The sequence below is a fragment of the Pseudomonas sp. R3-41 genome, assembly GCF_054161485.1.
Genome location: NZ_CP096421.1, coordinates 3,280,849 through 3,296,711 on the forward strand (window position 1 = coordinate 3,280,849; position 15,863 = coordinate 3,296,711).

General features: G+C 62.2%; 14 protein-coding genes. 9 read left to right on the forward strand and 5 right to left on the reverse strand.

Going from position 1 to position 15,863, the window contains the following annotated elements:
- Positions 1-115 precede the first annotated feature (115 nt).
- The 7 genes from norR to ubiT all read left to right on the forward strand — a co-directional run bounded on the left by norR (position 116) and on the right by ubiT (position 6,961).
- Positions 116-1,648, forward strand: a complete 1,533-nt coding sequence (gene norR, locus M1D99_RS14660) for a nitric oxide reductase transcriptional regulator NorR (RefSeq protein ID WP_186705773.1) — start codon at positions 116-118, stop codon at positions 1,646-1,648.
- A 215-nt stretch (positions 1,649-1,863) separates the two neighbouring features.
- Positions 1,864-2,511: a pyridoxamine 5'-phosphate oxidase gene (gene pdxH / locus M1D99_RS14665; protein WP_434576125.1), complete on the forward strand. Its 648-nt coding sequence runs from the start codon at positions 1,864-1,866 to the stop codon at positions 2,509-2,511.
- A 221-nt stretch (positions 2,512-2,732) separates the two neighbouring features.
- A complete protein-coding gene (gene moaB, locus M1D99_RS14670; RefSeq protein WP_434576127.1) occupies positions 2,733-3,287 on the forward strand; it encodes a molybdenum cofactor biosynthesis protein B in 555 nt (184 codons plus the stop codon).
- On the forward strand, positions 3,284-4,519 hold the full coding sequence (locus M1D99_RS14675; protein ID WP_434576129.1) for a molybdopterin molybdotransferase MoeA: 1,236 nt from the start codon (positions 3,284-3,286) through the stop codon (positions 4,517-4,519). The genes moaB and M1D99_RS14675 overlap by 4 nt, the downstream gene beginning before the upstream one ends.
- Positions 4,520-4,600: 81 nt before the next feature.
- Complete coding sequence (ubiU, locus tag M1D99_RS14680; RefSeq protein ID WP_053119545.1) at positions 4,601-5,596, forward strand: ubiquinone anaerobic biosynthesis protein UbiU; 996 nt, start codon at positions 4,601-4,603, stop codon at positions 5,594-5,596.
- 10 nt (positions 5,597-5,606) lie between these two features.
- Positions 5,607-6,497 (forward strand): U32 family peptidase, encoded by an 891-nt coding sequence (locus M1D99_RS14685; protein WP_186705777.1) that lies wholly within the window; start codon positions 5,607-5,609, stop codon positions 6,495-6,497.
- Entirely contained in the window at positions 6,491-6,961 is a 471-nt protein-coding gene (ubiT, locus tag M1D99_RS14690) for a ubiquinone anaerobic biosynthesis accessory factor UbiT (RefSeq protein ID WP_092347921.1), read from the forward strand. Before M1D99_RS14685 ends, ubiT begins: the two co-directional genes overlap by 7 nt.
- 219 nt (positions 6,962-7,180) lie before the next feature.
- On the opposite strand, the gene M1D99_RS14695 is transcribed toward ubiT, so the two are convergent.
- The 5 genes from M1D99_RS14695 to M1D99_RS14715 all read right to left on the reverse strand — a co-directional run bounded on the left by M1D99_RS14695 (position 7,181) and on the right by M1D99_RS14715 (position 12,826).
- Positions 7,181-8,485 (reverse strand): MFS transporter, encoded by a 1,305-nt coding sequence (locus tag M1D99_RS14695; RefSeq protein WP_458132074.1) that lies wholly within the window; start codon positions 8,483-8,485, stop codon positions 7,181-7,183.
- 492 nt (positions 8,486-8,977) lie between these two features.
- On the reverse strand, positions 8,978-9,364 hold the full coding sequence (locus tag M1D99_RS14700) for a putative zinc-binding protein (protein ID WP_434576134.1): 387 nt from the start codon (positions 9,362-9,364) through the stop codon (positions 8,978-8,980).
- A gap of 85 nt (positions 9,365-9,449) precedes the next feature.
- On the reverse strand, positions 9,450-10,127 hold the full coding sequence (locus M1D99_RS14705) for a Crp/Fnr family transcriptional regulator (protein WP_186729269.1): 678 nt from the start codon (positions 10,125-10,127) through the stop codon (positions 9,450-9,452).
- Positions 10,128-10,382: 255 nt separating this feature from the next.
- Complete coding sequence (narL, locus tag M1D99_RS14710; protein WP_186705780.1) at positions 10,383-11,030, reverse strand: two-component system response regulator NarL; 648 nt, start codon at positions 11,028-11,030, stop codon at positions 10,383-10,385.
- The gene (locus tag M1D99_RS14715; protein WP_186705781.1) at positions 11,027-12,826 is read right to left on the reverse strand and encodes a HAMP domain-containing protein; all 1,800 of its coding nucleotides are present in this window, start codon (positions 12,824-12,826) and stop codon (positions 11,027-11,029) included. Before M1D99_RS14715 ends, narL begins: the two co-directional genes overlap by 4 nt.
- A 307-nt stretch (positions 12,827-13,133) precedes the next feature.
- Here M1D99_RS14715 and M1D99_RS14720 point away from each other — a divergent pair, with 307 nt between their 5' ends.
- Both M1D99_RS14720 and M1D99_RS14725 read left to right on the forward strand, forming a co-directional pair.
- On the forward strand, positions 13,134-14,435 hold the full coding sequence (locus M1D99_RS14720; RefSeq protein ID WP_434576137.1) for an MFS transporter: 1,302 nt from the start codon (positions 13,134-13,136) through the stop codon (positions 14,433-14,435).
- Positions 14,413-15,810: a NarK family nitrate/nitrite MFS transporter gene (locus tag M1D99_RS14725; RefSeq protein ID WP_434576139.1), complete on the forward strand. Its 1,398-nt coding sequence runs from the start codon at positions 14,413-14,415 to the stop codon at positions 15,808-15,810. The genes M1D99_RS14720 and M1D99_RS14725 overlap by 23 nt, the downstream gene beginning before the upstream one ends.
- Positions 15,811-15,863: the final 53 nt, after the last annotated feature.

Here is a 15,863-nt window from a genome sequence, read left to right on the forward strand (position 1 = left end):
TTTGCAGCCGGCATGCCAGATTCAACTGATTGAAAACAAAGCACTAAATTATTGACAGGGTGATTGTCACCCTGACTGTGAAGGGTCAAACGAACCCTGGAGGGTCATCACTACCATGCTGCGTGAAAGCCTGGCCGCCGACCTGATCGTCGAGCTGCCCAATGCGGTGCGATTGCAGCGCCTGGTGCAGACCCTGCGCGAGTACTTCAACAGTGGCGCCGTGGGGCTGCTGCGCCTGGACGACGACAGCCTCAGGCCCGTGGCTACGGTGGGCCTGGTCCACGAAGCGCTGGGCCGGCGTTTCGTGATCGCCCAACATCCGCGCCTGGCGGCGATCATGGCCTCGCGCGAACCCACTTGGTTCGAGCCGGACAGCCGTTTGCCCGATCCGTATGACGGCTTGCTCGACCACCACGTCGGCGAGCCGCTGCCGGTGCATGACTGCATGGGCGTGAGCCTGTACGTGGAAGGCCGGCTCTGGGGCGCGATCACCCTGGATGCGCTGCACGCCGGCACCTTCGACAGCCGCGCCCGGGAGGAACTCAAGCGGTGTACGTTGCAGATCGAGGCGGCGGTGCGCGTCACCCGTCTCGAACAGGAAAACCGTAGCCTGCGGGCATCGCGCAGCGACCCGGCCGACTTGCGCCTGCCAGCCGAGGAGGGTGAGATCCTTGGGCGCAGCGAAGGCTTGCAGCAATTGCTCAACGAGCTGGATGTGCTGGCCGATTCCGAATTGCCGGTGCTGTTGCTGGGTGAGACTGGCGTGGGCAAGGAGTTGTTCGCCCGGCGGCTGCATCGCCTGTCCCGGCGCGGTCATAAGCCATTGGTGCAGGTCAACTGCGCGGCGTTGCCCGAGTCCCTGGCCGAAAGCGAGTTGTTCGGCCACGTCAAAGGCGCGTTTTCCGGGGCGACCACCGACCGCGCCGGACGCTTCGATGCGGCCAATGGCGGCACGCTGTTTCTCGATGAGGTCGGTGAGTTGCCGTTGAGCGTGCAGGCCAAGTTGCTGCGCACCTTGCAGAACGGCGAGATCCAGCGCCTGGGGGCGGACAAGCCGCTGCACGTCGATGTGCGGATCATCGCCGCCACCAACCGGCATTTGCCCGACAGCATTCGCGATGGGCTGTTTCGCGCCGACCTGTATCACCGGCTCTCGGTCTACCCGGTGCCGATCCCGCCGCTGCGTGAGCGCGGCCACGATGTGTTGATGCTGGCCGGGCACTTTCTCGAACTGAACCGCACGCGCCTGGGCTTGCGCGGCTTGCGCCTGTCACCGGCGGCCGAACAGGCGTTGCTGGCGTACAGCTGGCCTGGCAATGTGCGCGAGCTGGAGCATGTCATCAGCCGCGCGGCGTTGAAGCAACTGAGTCGTGGCGCCAGTCGCAGCCTGATCATGACCCTGGAGCCGCAGGTGCTGGACCTGGATGTCAATGCTAGCAGCAGCTCTGCACAGACGCTGCCGGAACAGGCCCTGCAAGCGTTGGAGGCGCCCGTGCAGCCCTTGAGCGAGGCGGTCGATGGTTGCCAGCGCCAGGCGATCCTCAAGGCCTTGGAACGTTGCGGGCAGAACTGGGCGGGGGCGGCGCGGTTGTTGGAGGTTGACCCGAGCAATCTGCATAAACTGGCGCGGCGGTTGGGGCTTAAGTAGCGGCAGACCGGATTGCCGCCTTCGCGAGCAAGCCCGCTCCCACATTGGATCTGTGATTGTCTTCAGTTTCCTGATCACCCCCAATCCCCTGTGGGAGCGGGCTTGCTCGCGAAGAGGCCGGCACATTCACCGCAAGAGCCCGCATTGACAACGATCAAGGCCAACCACCGCAGTCGACTCCACACTGGCCCAAACCCACAGTGGAGATCCCCCTCATGCCTCTTTCCCTGGCCAAGATGCGCCGCCAGTACACCCGCGATGGCCTGGACGAAGCCCAGGCACCAGACGATCCCCTGGCCCTGTTCGCGCTCTGGATGCAACAGGCCCGCGATACCGAAAGTCCGCCCGTGGAAGCCAACGCCATGGCCCTGGCGACGGTGGACGCCCAGGGCCGGCCTCACTGCCGGGTGTTGTTGCTCAAGGGGTTCGACGCCCAGGGCTTTTCGTTTTTCGGCAACTACGACAGCCTCAAGGGCCAGGACCTGGCGGCCAATCCCTGGGCCGCCATGACGTTTTTCTGGCCGGGGCTGGAACGGCAAGTACGCATCGAAGGACCGGTCCACAAGCTTGATCCTGCGCTGTCGGATGCCTATTTCGAATCCCGTTCCGTAGGCAGTCGCCTGGGGGCCTGGGCGTCGCCACAAAGCCGCCCATTGCCGGATCGGGCCGCGCTGGAAACCTTGCTCACGCAGACTGAACGACGCTTCGCCGATCAGCCTGTGCGGCGCCCTGGGCATTGGGGCGGCTATTGCCTGCAACCGCAGCGGCTGGAGTTCTGGCAGGGCCGCGCCGACCGTTTGCATGACCGTCTCGACTACCGCCTGCAGGATGGCGCCTGGCAGCGCAGCCGCCTGGCACCCTGAATAGGTGCCTTTGTAGGAGCTGCCGAAGGCTGCGATCTTTTGATCTTTCGCTTGAAACTCAAGCGGCCCGGGAAAGATCGCAGCCTCGCTTCGCTCGTCAGCTCCTACTGGGACAGGATCGTTCTTGCATGAGGTGCCAAGGGAGGTACCTCCAAGGAGGAATAGGCCCGGCAACGATTGCGGTTCAGGCTGGGCCATCTTTTCTGACAGGACGGCTGATCATGGCCCATCTGACGCAACGCCACTTTCAACCGCTGAACATCGCGGTCCTCACCATCAGCGACACCCGCACCTTTGACACTGACACCTCGGGCCAGACCCTGGCGGACCTGCTGCAAACCGCCGGGCACGCGCTCATTGACCGGGGGCTGGTGAAGGACGATATCTACCAGATCCGCGCCCAGGTCTCCCAATGGATCGCCGACCCCAAGGTCCAGGTGGTGTTGATGACTGGCGGCACCGGTTTCACCCCGCGGGACAACACGCCCCAGGCGGTGGCACCGTTGCTGGACAAACAGGTGGACGGTTTTGGCGAGTTGTTCCGCCAGGTGTCGCTGGCGGAGATCGGCATGTCCACACTGCAATCGCGCGCCTTGGCGGGCATGAGCAATGGGGTGCTGGTGTGCTGCTTGCCGGGTTCGCCGGGGGCGTGCCAGACCGGTTGGGAGCAGATCCTCGCCGGGCAATTGGATAGCCGCACCGGCCCATGCAATTTCACCCCGCACCTCAAGCCCCAGGACGGCATCGCCCCGACGGCGTGCGAGACGCGCTCGTGAGCGGCCGGGTGTGCGACAGCGGCGTGCTGATGCCGGTGGATGAAGCGATCCGGCATCTGCTCGACCAGGCGCCGCCGCCACCGCCCGTGCAACGGGTCGCCCTGGACCAGGCCCTGGCGCGTGTGCTGGCTGCTGACATTATCTGCCCGATGAACCTGCCGGCCTGGGACAACAGCGCGATGGACGGCTATGCCCTGCGGGCCGCTGACCTGCCGGTGGAGGGCGGCCACCTGCTGTTGGCCGGGCGCATCGCCGCCGGTGACCAGCCGGGCGAGACGTTGCAGGCCGGGCAGGCCGTGCGGATTTTTACCGGCGCGCCGCTGCCACCGGGTGCCGACACGGTGGTGCCACAGGAAAGCTGTCGCGTCGATGGCGAGCGGGTCTGGTTGCCGTCGGTCAATGGCGGCGACCATGTTCGCAAGGAAGGCGAGGAGCTGCGTCGAGGCGACCGGCTGCTCGAAGCCGGTACGCGCTTGCGCGCCCAGGAGTTGGGTTTGCTCGCCGGTGCCGGCGTCGGCCAGGTGGACGTTTATCGCCCCTTGCAAGTGGGCTTGCTCAGCAGCGGCGATGAGCTGCGCGAACCGGGCGAGCCATTGGCGCCAGGACAGATCTACAACAGCAATCGCCACAGCCTCGCCGCGCTGTTGCGCGGCTGGGGTGTCGAGGTGCATGACTTCGGGGTCATGCCCGATCGGCTATTGGCCAGTCGACAGGCATTGCGCCTGGCCGCAGCCGAATGCGATGTGCTGATCACCTCGGGTGGTGTCTCGGTGGGGGAAGAGGATCACCTCAAGCACGCTATCGAAACCTTGGGCAGCATCGACCTCTGGCGCCTGGCGATCCAGCCGGGCAAGCCCCTGGCCTTTGGCGATGTGGAAGGCAAGCCTTGGATCGGGCTGCCGGGCAACCCGTCGGCGGCGTTGATTACCGCGCTGATCGTCGTGCGGCCGTTCCTGTTCCGGGCCCAGGGCATGAACGATGTCCTGCCGGTGCTGTTGCAGGTACCGGCCGGGTTCGACTGGCTCAAGCGCAACCGTCGCCGGCAATACCTGCGAGCCCGATTGGTTGCAGGCATAGATGGCCAGTTGTGTGTCGAACTGCATCCCCAGCAAAGTTCAGCGATGCTGACCGCCGCCTGTTGGGCCGATGGCCTGGCTGTGGTCGAGCGTGAGGCGCTGGTGCACAAGCACGACCGGGTGCTGTACCTGCCGTTCGCGAGCCTGATGCATTGACGGCAATTGATTGCCGTCAAGGTCGCCGCCGGCTGGCTGGCTAGACTGGCGGCGCCCTTAGTTTTCTCACGAGGTTGCCCCATGCAACTGGTTTGCCCGGCAGGGAATCTGCCTGCCCTCAAAGCGGCGGTGCGCCAAGGCGCCGATGCCGTCTATGTTGGCTTTCGCGATGACACCAATGCCCGGCACTTCGCCGGGCTGAACATGGACGACAAACAGTTCGATGCGGCTGTCGCACATATCCGCCAGCACCAACGCAAGCTGTACGTGGCGGTCAATACCTACCCGCAACCCAAGGGCTGGGAGCGCTGGCAACGGGCCGTGGACCGTGCCGCCGATTTCGGCGTGGATGCCCTGATCGCCGCCGACCCCGGCGTGCTCAGCTACGCCAGCCAGCGCCATCCTCGGTTGGCGCTGCACCTTTCCGTACAGGGCTCGGCCACACACGCAGCCGCCCTGGCTTTTTACGCCCAGCGCTACGACATCCGCCGTGCGGTACTGCCGCGGGTGCTGTCCCTGGCCCAGGTGCGGCAGGTGGCGGCGGGCAGCCCAGTGCCGATCGAAGTCTTCGGTTTCGGCAGCCTGTGCATCATGGCCGAGGGCCGTTGTCATTTGTCTTCCTACATCACCGGCGAATCGCCGAACCTGTGCGGCGTCTGTTCGCCCGCCAAGGCCGTACGCTGGAGCGAAGACGCCCAAGGCTTGAGCGCGCGCTTGAGCGAAGTGCTGATCGACCGCTACACCCCTGAAGAACCGGCCGGTTATCCGACCCTGTGCAAAGGCCGCTTCCTGGTCGGCGGCAAGCGTTTCCACGCCCTGGAAGAACCCACCAGCCTCGACACCCTCGACCTGCTGCCGGAACTGACGGCCATCGGCGTCGAAGCGGTGAAGATCGAAGGGCGCCAACGCAGCCCGGCCTACGTCGAGCAAGTGACCCGGGTCTGGCGCGCCGCACTGGACGCCCACCAGGCCGCGCCGCAACGGTTCCGCGTGCGGGAAGAATGGCGCCAGGTGCTGGCCGGTTTGTCCGAAGGCAGCCAGACCACCCTGGGTGCCTACCATCGATCATGGCAATGAAGGAGGCCAGATGAAACTCAGCCTGGGACCGGTCCTGTTTTACTGGGACAAAGCGCAACTGGGGAATTTCTACGCCGAGATGTCGGCCTTGCCGCTGGACGTGATTTACCTGGGGGAAACCGTGTGTTCGAAACGCCGGGCGTTCTCCCTGGATCAGTGGCTGGGGTTGGCGCGCGAGCTGCAAGCGTGCGGCCAGGCACAGATTGTGTTGTCGAGCCTGACGCTGATCGAAGCGGCCTCGGAGCTTTCTTCGCTGCGACGCCTGTGTGACAACGGCCAATTGTTGGTGGAAGCCAACGACATGGGCGCGGTGCAGTTCATGGCCGAACGCAAGCTGCCTTTCGTTGGCGGCCCGGCGCTGAACTTGTACAACGGCCACGCCCTGGGGCAATTGCTCGACAGCGGCATGATCCGCTGGGTGCCGCCCGTGGAGTGCTCGGCGGCGCTGATCGGCGACGTGCTGGAGCAAGTGCGGGACATGGGCCGTGAAGTGCCCGAAGTGGAGATTTTTTCCTATGGTCATCTGCCCCTGGCGTACTCGGCGCGCTGCTTTACCGCCCGGGCCGAGAACCGACCCAAGGACGACTGCCAGTTCTGCTGCATCAACTACCCCGACGGCCTGGCATTGAGCAGCCAGGAAGGCCAACAGTTGTTCACCCTCAACGGCATCCAGACGATGTCCGGCGAGGTGACGAACCTGCTGGCCGATTACACCGCGCTGCAGGCCTGTGGTGCCGACGTTCTGCGCCTGAGCCCGCGCGCCCAGGGCATGGCCGAAGTGGTCACGGCTTTCGACAAGGTTCGCCAGGGCGAAGCACCACCGTTGTTCGTGGAAGGATGCAATGGTTACTGGCACGGCCATGCCGGCATGTTGAAGGTAGAGGAGGCGGGCTTGTGTTGAGTCCGAAGAAGTGGGTGCTCAAAGGTGCTGATCGCTTGCTGCCGCTGGTGGGCAAGGTGCCGTTCGTGGTGCAGCGACTGGCGTTGCAGCAGGCGCTCAATCGCTGCCTGGCCGAGCCGTTGCGCGACGGTGGTTTCGATGTACTGCGTGGGCGCTGGTTGTGCCTGCGCGTGCCTGACCTGAAGTTGTGCTGGTACCTGACCCTGGCCCGGGATGGGTTGCGCATCGCCGAACGGGCCGAGGCCCAGGTCACCATCAGCGGCAACTGGCGCGAGTTCCTGTTGCTGGCCAGCCGTCAGGAGGATCCGGATACGTTGTTCTTTCGTCGTCGGTTGGTGATAGAGGGGGACACCGAGTTGGGGCTGGCGTTGAAGAACTTGATCGACAGTCTTGATCCGGAGGTGTTGCCGCCGTGGCTTTGGCGCAATCTGGAAAGGGCGGGGAAGGGGTTGGCGGCGGTCTGAGAGGTTGAGTTGCTTTGATCGACGCAGATCCAGTGTATAGCTTGCCTGCGATATAGGTGGCCTCATAGCCGGCCTGGCTCTTGCGGATGTACCCCATCCATGTGGGAGCCGAGCTTGCTCGCGATGGCGGCCTGACAGCCGACCTGTCTCTTGCGGATGTACACAGATCTCCTGCGGAGCTGCGGCTGTGATCTTTTGATCTTGGTACGGCGAGGCACGTCAGTGCGCAAACGCTTTAGGGTATTTGTCCAAATAGGCATCATTGAGCTGCGTATCCTGGGAACGCATGAAAGTTTTAAAGTCGGGTACCAGAAAGACCAGCAAAGACAACAGCAGTACCATGGCGCCCAGCAGCGTGATTGTCAGTGCAACCCCCAAAGAGGCGATCAGGGTGTTCATCGCGAAACTGCCCAAGGGGCTGGCCGCCGCAGACAGAAATGAAACCGTTGCAAAAATCCGGTTGCGATGGAGCTTTGGCGTTGCCAGCAACCTCACAGCGGAAGTGGGGATGTTAATCAACATCAGGCCGACGCCGCCGCAGAAAAAGGCCGCGGGCACGATGAACGACGATGAAACGGTCCCGACCACTACAAGGTTGCACCCCAGCAATGCGAAACCTGCGGACACACACATGTCACGGGGGACCCGATCGGATAACCAGCCGATGATCTTGTAACTGCCCGCCAGAATGCCCAGCCCGAAGCACGAATCCAGAAGACCGATGTAAGTGACCGGGTACTGGATGACTTCCTTTACATACAGTGGGATCAGGATGGTGAAGAACGGAAACAGGGCAAAGTTGATCAGCATTGCAATGATGGCCAGGTAAAATTCGACTTTCACTCCGTAAACTACTTTGAAGCCGGAATAGATCATGCTAAAGCCGCTGGCACCCGGGGCTTTTTCGCCTTGGTCAGTGGCGCCGATGGGGCTCGGGATGGTCGCGATCAATGCCCCGGCGATGAGAATTGCAAAAAAATCGGCGGCAAAGGCGAACGTGATACCGAATCCGTAAATCAACCCGCTGGCCAGTACCGGTCCCAGCAGAATGGAAAAGGACGACATCACGCTTTTGGTCCGAAAGGCCAGGGAGACTTTATCGTCGTCTGCAAACAAAGGAATGATCGAAGCCTGGAGAGGGTCGCGTACGCCGACAATCGCACTGCTGATCATCATCAGCGCGCCAACCGTCCAGGGGTTGAACGACCCCGTGGCGGACAGCACCACCATCAACAGCGCTGCTAGCAGGCTGATCCATGAGGCCAGCTTGATGATCAGGATTTTGTTGTACTTGTCCCCCAGCCATCCCAGCAGGGGTTTGGCTAACACCTCCGTCGCGATGGAACAGGCAATCATGTTGGCGAAATAGAGCGCAGAGCCTGTTTCCTGCAAGGTCCACCAGGCCACCGCCAGTTGATTGCACCTTCCCCCGAGAACCATCAACAAAAAGCTGAACTGCACTTTCAGAAGACGCCGGTCGATGCCGGGAAAGCCCCACGTAATGCCTGAAAAATTTGCACTCATTGACGTACCTTTGATCCTCCGGAATTCCAATACGGTCCTACCAAGTTGTGTCTGTCACTCGGGTAATACCCAGGCGTGGGCTATATCGTTGACGATGATTTTTTGCAGGTGGTGGAGATCGCGCCAACTGAATATTACTTTCAAGATGTTGCGGCTTTACATCATCGCGAAGAGGTGGCGATTTTTCTGAAATGTTAGTCGTGCTGGTTGTGGGAATGAGCTTACTGATCCTTAGGAAAGGTATGTTGTTGTCGCAGGATGGATCTTGGAAGTTTCTGTAAGTTATTTCTGAAATATATTAAGTTCTTGGCGCGTTGTCTCAGACAAGATTAGGTTTGCAGTATCAGTTGAGCTGATTTCAAAAAATTGAATCAGCAAGTGCGTTCTAACTGACATACGGAGGCTACAGGTTTTAGGACCGCTCGCGGTCCAGCGGGAGCAAGCTCCCTCGCCACAGGTTTTGGTGTTCGACACTAGAACCTGTTCGCCTTCTCAAGCCGTCTCGGTGGCTTCGATCATCTGGCTTTCAATCAGCCGCTTGATCTCCTCGAACAACTCGTCACTCTGCTCCTCGGTACAATCCTCGCCGTTGCGTTTGCGCAAACCGTGGTGACTGAAGATCAGATGCACATCGGCGTGCAAGTCGTGCTGGTTCAGGCAGCTTTCGACGCATTGCAGCGGGCAGCCATCCAGCGCCAGGATTCGCCGTCCCGAGCGCGCTTTTTTGACCAGCGCTGCCACATGTCCGCCGACCCCGACGATGCAGGACATTTCGGCCAGGCCGCTGCGATCCAGGCGCAGGGCCAGGGTATTGGCCAACTGCGCGACATTCGAGCAGCCGGAGCAGGAGTAGACCAAGGGAAGGCTTGAATTGGACATGGGGGTTCTTCTCTGATAGACGCTGCCAGTGTGCGAGGCCGGCAATAGCACGCCTTGACCATGGTCAAATCTGAGACTGGCTCGGCTACTGTTGGTAAGCAGTCAGCTCTTCTTCAGCTAGGATACGAATGTTGCGCCGCTCCATAGCAATCAACCCCCCATCCACCAACCGATGAAGAATCCGCGAAAACGTTTCCGGCTGAATCCCCAGCTTGGAAGCCACCAGCCGCTTCGACACCTGCAACACCACCTGACCATCCCTTGGATCTCGCTCCTGCAACAGGAAATTGATCACCCGCCGACTGGCACTGGCCAAGGTCAAGTTATCGATATCCTTGAGCCGCTGGTGCAAATGGATACTCATGCTCGCCAGGATCGCCAGGCAAACCTTGGGCTGGTCCTCCAGGGCCTTGCGATAATGCGTGCCCTCGATACTCACCAGCACACTGTCCTTGATCGCCGACGCGCTGACCGGGTAGCAACGGGCCTGGCTGAACAGCAGGGCCTCGGCGAAGGTCTGGCCGGGCTGGATGATTTCCACCAGGTTTTCCTGGCCCTCGCCGGTGACCCGGAACAGCTTGATCTGGCCACTGACCAGCAAGAAAAAACGCTTGGCCGGATCGCCCTGGTGCATGAGCGTGCTGTTGCAGGCCAGGCGCTTGAGCACGGCCAGGTTGCAGACGTCCTCGAATACCCGCTCCGGCAATTGGCTGAACAGGTGATGACGACGCAACAGTAAAACGATGGAAGGGTGGGTCAGCATGGCGTACCTCCGCGTGCCGTCATGGTAGAGCCCAAATCGCAGTCGGCCTATGCCTCGGCAGGCCTACCTCGGAAGAGGGATGGGGAGCGGCCATGCCAGTCAAATCAATGCCTGCAGAACACAGATCCTGTGGCGAGGGAGCTTGCTCCCGCTGGGCTGCGTAGCAGGCCCCAAAAAAACAGGGCCGCTGCGCGCCCCAGCGGGAGCAAGCTCCCTCGCCACGGGTTGTGTGTTAATTCATGGGTTCCAGGGGGCTCAGCCCGCCCCGCGCAAATGCTCCATCGCCCACACCGCCGCTTCCACCCGCGAACGCAAGCCGAGCTTGTGCAGCAGGTTCTTCACATGGACCTTGACCGTGCCTTCGGTGATGCCCAGCTTGTGGCCGATGACCTTGTTGCTGTAGCCGCCGGCGATGGTCTTGAGGACCTGGCGTTCGCGTTCGGTCAGTTCCACATCGGCCTGGCGCGGTGGCGAGCGCAGGGCCTGGGCCATGACGCGGGTCAGGCCGGGGCTGATCACCAGGGCGCCGTTGAGGGCGTCGCGGATGTACTGGATCAGCAACTCAGGCTCCATGTCCTTGAGCAAGTAGCCGTTGGCGTCCAGGCGCAGGGCGTCGCGGATGTCGTCCTCGGCATCGGACACGGTGAACAGCAGCACCTTGCCGGTGTAGTGCATGGCGCGCAGGCGGCGCAGGGTCTCGATGCCGTTCATCTGCGGCATGTTGTTGTCCAGCAGCACCAGGTCGGGCTGGAGCGGTTCGATCAGGCTCAGGGCTTCTTCGCCGTGGCTGGCTTCGCCGACGATGTGCAAATCGTCTTCGAGCTCAAGCATCTGGCGGATCCCGCGACGCATCATCGGGTGATCGTCGACCAGGAGCAGGGTGTGGCGCAGGGGGGCGTTCATGTTGCGAGGCCTTCGGTGGGGTGGCCCAGGAATTCCGGTTGGAAATGCACCTGGATACGGGTGCCCTGGGGTGTACGTGAATGAATCTGCAGTTGGCCATGCAGGCTGCGGGCCCGTTCGTTCATGATGTTCAGGCCATGGTGCTCGCGCTGGTCGACCTCGCCGCTGAAACCACGGCCATCGTCTTCAATCGACAACCGCACGGTCTCGCCTTCCTGGCGCAGTTCGAGCCAGGCGTTTTCGGCATGGGCATGGCGCAGGCAGTTGGACAGGGCCTCGCGGGTGATCTGCAGGATGTGGATCTGTTCGCTGGCCGACAGCTCGAAGGCCAGGGTGTCGATGAACAGGTGCACCTGGAAATCCCCGCGGTTGGAGAATTCCTCGGCGGTGTCCTTGAGTTCCTGGACCAGGCCGTCATCACGGATCTGCAGGCGGAAGGTGGTGAGCAGCTCACGTAATTGCCGATAAGCGTTGTTCAGCCCCTCGCGCAGCTCGCCGGTGACAGTCTCCAGGGTCTGCACCGGTTCGCCGCGACGCATCAGGGTCTGCATGCGGCTGACTTGCAGTTTCATGTACGACAAGGCCTGGGCCAGGGAGTCGTGCAGCTCCCGGGCGATGATCGTGCGCTCGTCGAGCAGCAGCAGGCGATGGTCCTGTTCGCGCTGGCGCTTGAGGGACAGCGAGGTGCCGATCAGGTTGGCCAGGGCCTGGATCAACGCAGTTTCCCAGGGTTGCGCCGCGTGGCCATCGACGAAATGCGCCTTGAGCTCACCCAGTTCGGTACCCTGGTTGCTGATGCTGAAGGCCTGTGGGCGCGCGGCGTTGTGTTTGTGGCAACTGGCGCAATCGCTGCTGGCGCAAACCTGGCGGCTGGCGGCGCCGTGCAAGGCCAGCAGGTGCTTGGCCGGGGCCTGCAATTGCCCTTGCAGGCACAGCGTCAGGCGCAACCCCGGCAGGCGCTGCTGGAAGCGCCGGATCAACTCATCCAGGCCTTCGGCATTGGCCTGGCGCGTCGCCAGGCTGCGACTGCTCTGGTAGAGCAATTCGAGGGCGGCATTGGCCTGTTGCAGGTTCAGGGTCTTTTGTTGCACCTGGGCTTCCAGGGTGCGGTGGGACTGCTCGATGGTCTCGGCCATGGTGTTGAAACTGGTCGCCAACTGGCCCAGTTCATCCTCGGACTGATGGTTGACCCGCACCTGGAATTCGCCACGACGAAAGCGCTGGGTGGCGTCCACCAGTTCCTGCAAGGGCGTGACCACGCCGTACTGCAATTCATACAGGCCGATCAGCAGGATGATCATGGTGCTGAACAGCGCGATGCCCTGGATCGCCTGCTGCCAGCCTTGTTTGTGTTCGCTCTGGCGTTGCAGCAGGGTGACGAACTGGTCCAGCTGCTCCACGAAAGAGCTGGCGCTGCTTTGGAAAAACGCTGAATCGCCACGTTCGATGGCCGGACGCAAGGTCTGGTTCCAGCGCTGCATGAGGTCGCGATAGCTCTTGTGCAACGAGGTTTCCGGCCCGTCTTCCAGCACGGCGCGCAGGGCCGGGCTGTCGAGGCGTTGTTGCAGGCTGGCGATGATCGCCGGGATGTCGTCGTTGGCCCCAGCCGCCAGTTTCCAGCTCAGGTGGTAGGTTTCCATGCGCACGGAACCGGCGGTGTTGATGGCGGCAGCGTCGCCCTGGCTGAACCAGGCGATCAAGCCGGCGCTCAAGGAACTGGCCAGGGCCAGGATGGCGATCAGGATCACCGCCAGCCCGGCGCGAGCGGGCAGGGAACTGCGCAGCCAACGCATCATTGACGCGGGCCTGCGGGGCAAAACGTTGAAGCGAGCATAGCGGGCGCCCTGGACCTGGGATGTAGCAGCCGATCCTGGGCGCACTACCTCTAAAGAGTTGTCGGCCGTTCCGTTTCCATAAAAGCCTCGGCCAACGTCATCAAGATATTGATAAACAAAGGGTTTCATCGATATCAAGGACTACCTCCTTGGAGGTAGACGGGCCAAGCATAGGCCTGTACCGCCCCGGGGCACGTTGACCCAGGTCAAGTTTTCGCAGGGTTCGTATCACTAGGCTGCGCTCATCGAACTGACGGAGTGCCTCGTAATGCGAGCACAAGTGCAACAAGGGCTGGTACTAGGGATGAGTACCTTGGCCTTCACCGTGTGCTTCATGGTCTGGATGATGTTTGCCGTGCTCGGCGTTCCGATCAAGGAATTGCTGGCCCTCAACGAAACCCAATTTGGCCTGTTGGCCGCCACGCCGGTACTCACCGGTTCTCTGGTACGTTTGCCCCTGGGGCTTCTGACCGACCGCTTTGGCGGACGGATCGTGTTCTTCCTGCTGATGCTCGCCTGCGTGTTGCCGCTGTACCTGATCACCCTGGCCACGGCCTATTGGCAGTTCCTGGTGCTGGGTCTGTTCGTCGGCCTGGCCGGCGGCTCGTTCTCGGTGGGCATCGCCTACGTCGCCAAATGGTTCGACAAACAGAACCAGGGTTTCGCCATGGGCGTGTTCGGCGCCGGCAACGCCGGTGCGGCAGTGACCAAGTTCCTCGCCCCAGCCCTGATCGCGTTCGGCACCTGGCACCTGGTGCCGAAGGTGTTCAGCGCGATCCTGTTCATCACGGCATTACTGTTCTGGTTTCTCACCGCCGAGAAAAAAGAACACCAAAGTGCCGGCGGCGCCACGCTGCGTGAGCAACTCAAGTCACTGAAAGATCCTGCGGTGTGGCGCTACTGCCAGTACTACTCGATCGTGTTCGGCGGCTACGTGGCCCTGGCGTTGTGGATGACCAAGTACTACGTGCAGGAATACGGCTTCAGCCTGCAAAGCGCGGCGCTGTTGGCGGCGTGTTTTTCCTTGCCCGGTGGCGTGCTGCGGGCCGTCGGTGGCTGGATGTCCGACCGTTGGGGCGCCCAGAGCGTGACCTGGTGGGTGCTGTGGGTGAGTTGGATCTGCCTGTTCCTGCTGTCCTATCCGCAAACCCAGCTGCAAGTGCAAACCGTCAACGGCATCGTTGATTTTCACATCGGCCTCAACGCCACGCTGTTCACCGTGCTGCTGTTCGTGATGGGCATCGCCTTCGCGTTCGGCAAGGCCTCGGTCTTCAAGTACATCGCCAACGACTACCCGCAGAACATGGGCGCGGTGTCCGGCATCGTCGGCCTGGCCGGCGGCCTGGGTGGTTTCGTGCTGCCGATCATGTTTGGCGCCCTGGTGGACCTCACCGGCGTGCGCTCGTCCTGCTTCATGTTGCTGTACGGCGTGGTCTGGGTCTCGTTGATCTGGATGTACCTGAGCGAAGTGCGCAAGCGCCCGCTGCTGGGTAAACAACCGCCGGCCAGCCAATCCCCGTTTTCCAGCATTGCCCAAGGAGAAGAACATGTCCGTTCTGCAAACGCCTGAAAAGGGCCCGGTCATTCATGACTGGCGCCCGGAAGACCCGGCCTTCTGGGGCCGCAGCGGCAAACAGACCGCCCGGCGCAACCTGTGGATCTCCATCCCGGCGCTGCTGTTGGCCTTCGCCGTGTGGATGGTCTGGAGCACGGTGATCGTGCGCCTGAACGCCATCGGCTTCAGCTTCAGCACCGACCAGCTGTTCTGGCTGGCGGCGTTGCCGGGGCTGTCTGGCGCGACCTTGCGCATCTTCTACTCGTTCATGGTGCCGATCTTCGGTGGCCGTCGTTGGACCGCGCTGAGCACCGCATCGTTGCTGATACCGGCCTTGTGGATGGGCTTCGCGGTGCAGGATTCGGCCACGCCTTATAGCGTGTTCGTGCTGATCGCATTGCTCTGCGGTTTCGGCGGCGGCAACTTCGCCTCGAGCATGTCCAACATCAGCTTCTTCTACCCGAAATCCCAACAGGGCACCGCCCTGGGCCTGAACGCCGGGCTGGGCAACCTGGGTGTGTCGGTGATGCAGTTCAGCGTGCCGCTGGTGATTTCCTTCGGTGTGTTCGGCTTCATGGGCGGCCAACCCCAAGTGCTGGCCGATGGCAGCTCGCTGTGGTTGCAGAACGCCGGTTTCATCTGGGTGCCGTTCATCCTCGCCGTGACCGTGATTGCCTGGTTCGGCATGAACGATTTGTCCAGCGCCCGGGCTTCGTTCAGCGAACAGGCGGTGATTTTCAAGCGCAAGCACAACTGGCTGATGTGCTGGCTGTACCTGGCGACCTTCGGCTCCTTCATCGGTTTCTCTGCCGCGTTCCCGCTGCTGATCAAGACCTCGTTTCCTGAAGTGATCGCCCTGAAATTCGCCTTCCTCGGCCCGCTGGTAGGCGCCTTGGTGCGGCCGCTGGGCGGCTGGCTGGCGGACAAGCTCGGCGGTGCGAAAGTCACCCTGTGGAACTTCGTGTTGATGATCGTGATGGTGTTCGGCGTCTTGCACTTTCTGCCAAAAGGCGGCGAGGGCGGCAGCTTCTACGGCTTCCTGGGCATGTTCATGTTGCTGTTCATCACCACCGGCGTGGGCAACGGTTCGACCTTCCGCATGATCCCGGTGATCTTCCGCACCCTGCATGAGAAAGCCGCCCTGGGCAAAAAGCCCGAGCAGCGCGAGCAGGCCCTGAAGAATGCCGGCAAGGAATCGGCTGCCGTGCTGGGCTTCAGCTCGGCCATGGGCGCCTTCGGAGCCTTCTTCATCCCCAAATCCTTCGGCACTTCGATGGCCCTGACCGGCGGCCCGGAGATGGCCTTCTACATGTTCGTCGGCTTCTACCTGAGCTGCATCGTGGTGACCTGGTGGTGGTACGCCCGCAAAGGCGCGGCGACCCCCTGCTAGACGAATTCAACTATTGCGTGGGCGGGGCGCAGACCCCGCGGAGCAAGCCTGAG

Bases quoted from the DNA above. Each gene is read 5' to 3' on its own strand.
- norR (WP_186705773.1), top strand. From the start codon at position 116: ATGCTGCGTGAAAGCCTGGCCGCCGACCTGATCGTCGAGCTGCCCAAT.
- pdxH (WP_434576125.1), top strand. From the start codon at position 1,864: ATGCCTCTTTCCCTGGCCAAGATGCGCCGCCAGTACACCCGCGATGGC.
- moaB (WP_434576127.1), top strand. From the start codon at position 2,733: ATGGCCCATCTGACGCAACGCCACTTTCAACCGCTGAACATCGCGGTC.
- ubiU (WP_053119545.1), top strand. From the start codon at position 4,601: ATGCAACTGGTTTGCCCGGCAGGGAATCTGCCTGCCCTCAAAGCGGCG.
- M1D99_RS14685 (WP_186705777.1), top strand. From the start codon at position 5,607: ATGAAACTCAGCCTGGGACCGGTCCTGTTTTACTGGGACAAAGCGCAA.
- M1D99_RS14695 (WP_458132074.1), bottom strand. From the start codon at position 8,485: ATGAGTGCAAATTTTTCAGGCATTACGTGGGGCTTTCCCGGCATCGAC.
- M1D99_RS14700 (WP_434576134.1), bottom strand. From the start codon at position 9,364: ATGTCCAATTCAAGCCTTCCCTTGGTCTACTCCTGCTCCGGCTGCTCG.
- M1D99_RS14705 (WP_186729269.1), bottom strand. From the start codon at position 10,127: ATGCTGACCCACCCTTCCATCGTTTTACTGTTGCGTCGTCATCACCTG.
- narL (WP_186705780.1), bottom strand. From the start codon at position 11,030: ATGAACGCCCCCCTGCGCCACACCCTGCTCCTGGTCGACGATCACCCG.
- M1D99_RS14715 (WP_186705781.1), bottom strand. From the start codon at position 12,826: ATGATGCGTTGGCTGCGCAGTTCCCTGCCCGCTCGCGCCGGGCTGGCG.
- M1D99_RS14720 (WP_434576137.1), top strand. From the start codon at position 13,134: ATGCGAGCACAAGTGCAACAAGGGCTGGTACTAGGGATGAGTACCTTG.
- M1D99_RS14725 (WP_434576139.1), top strand. From the start codon at position 14,413: ATGTCCGTTCTGCAAACGCCTGAAAAGGGCCCGGTCATTCATGACTGG.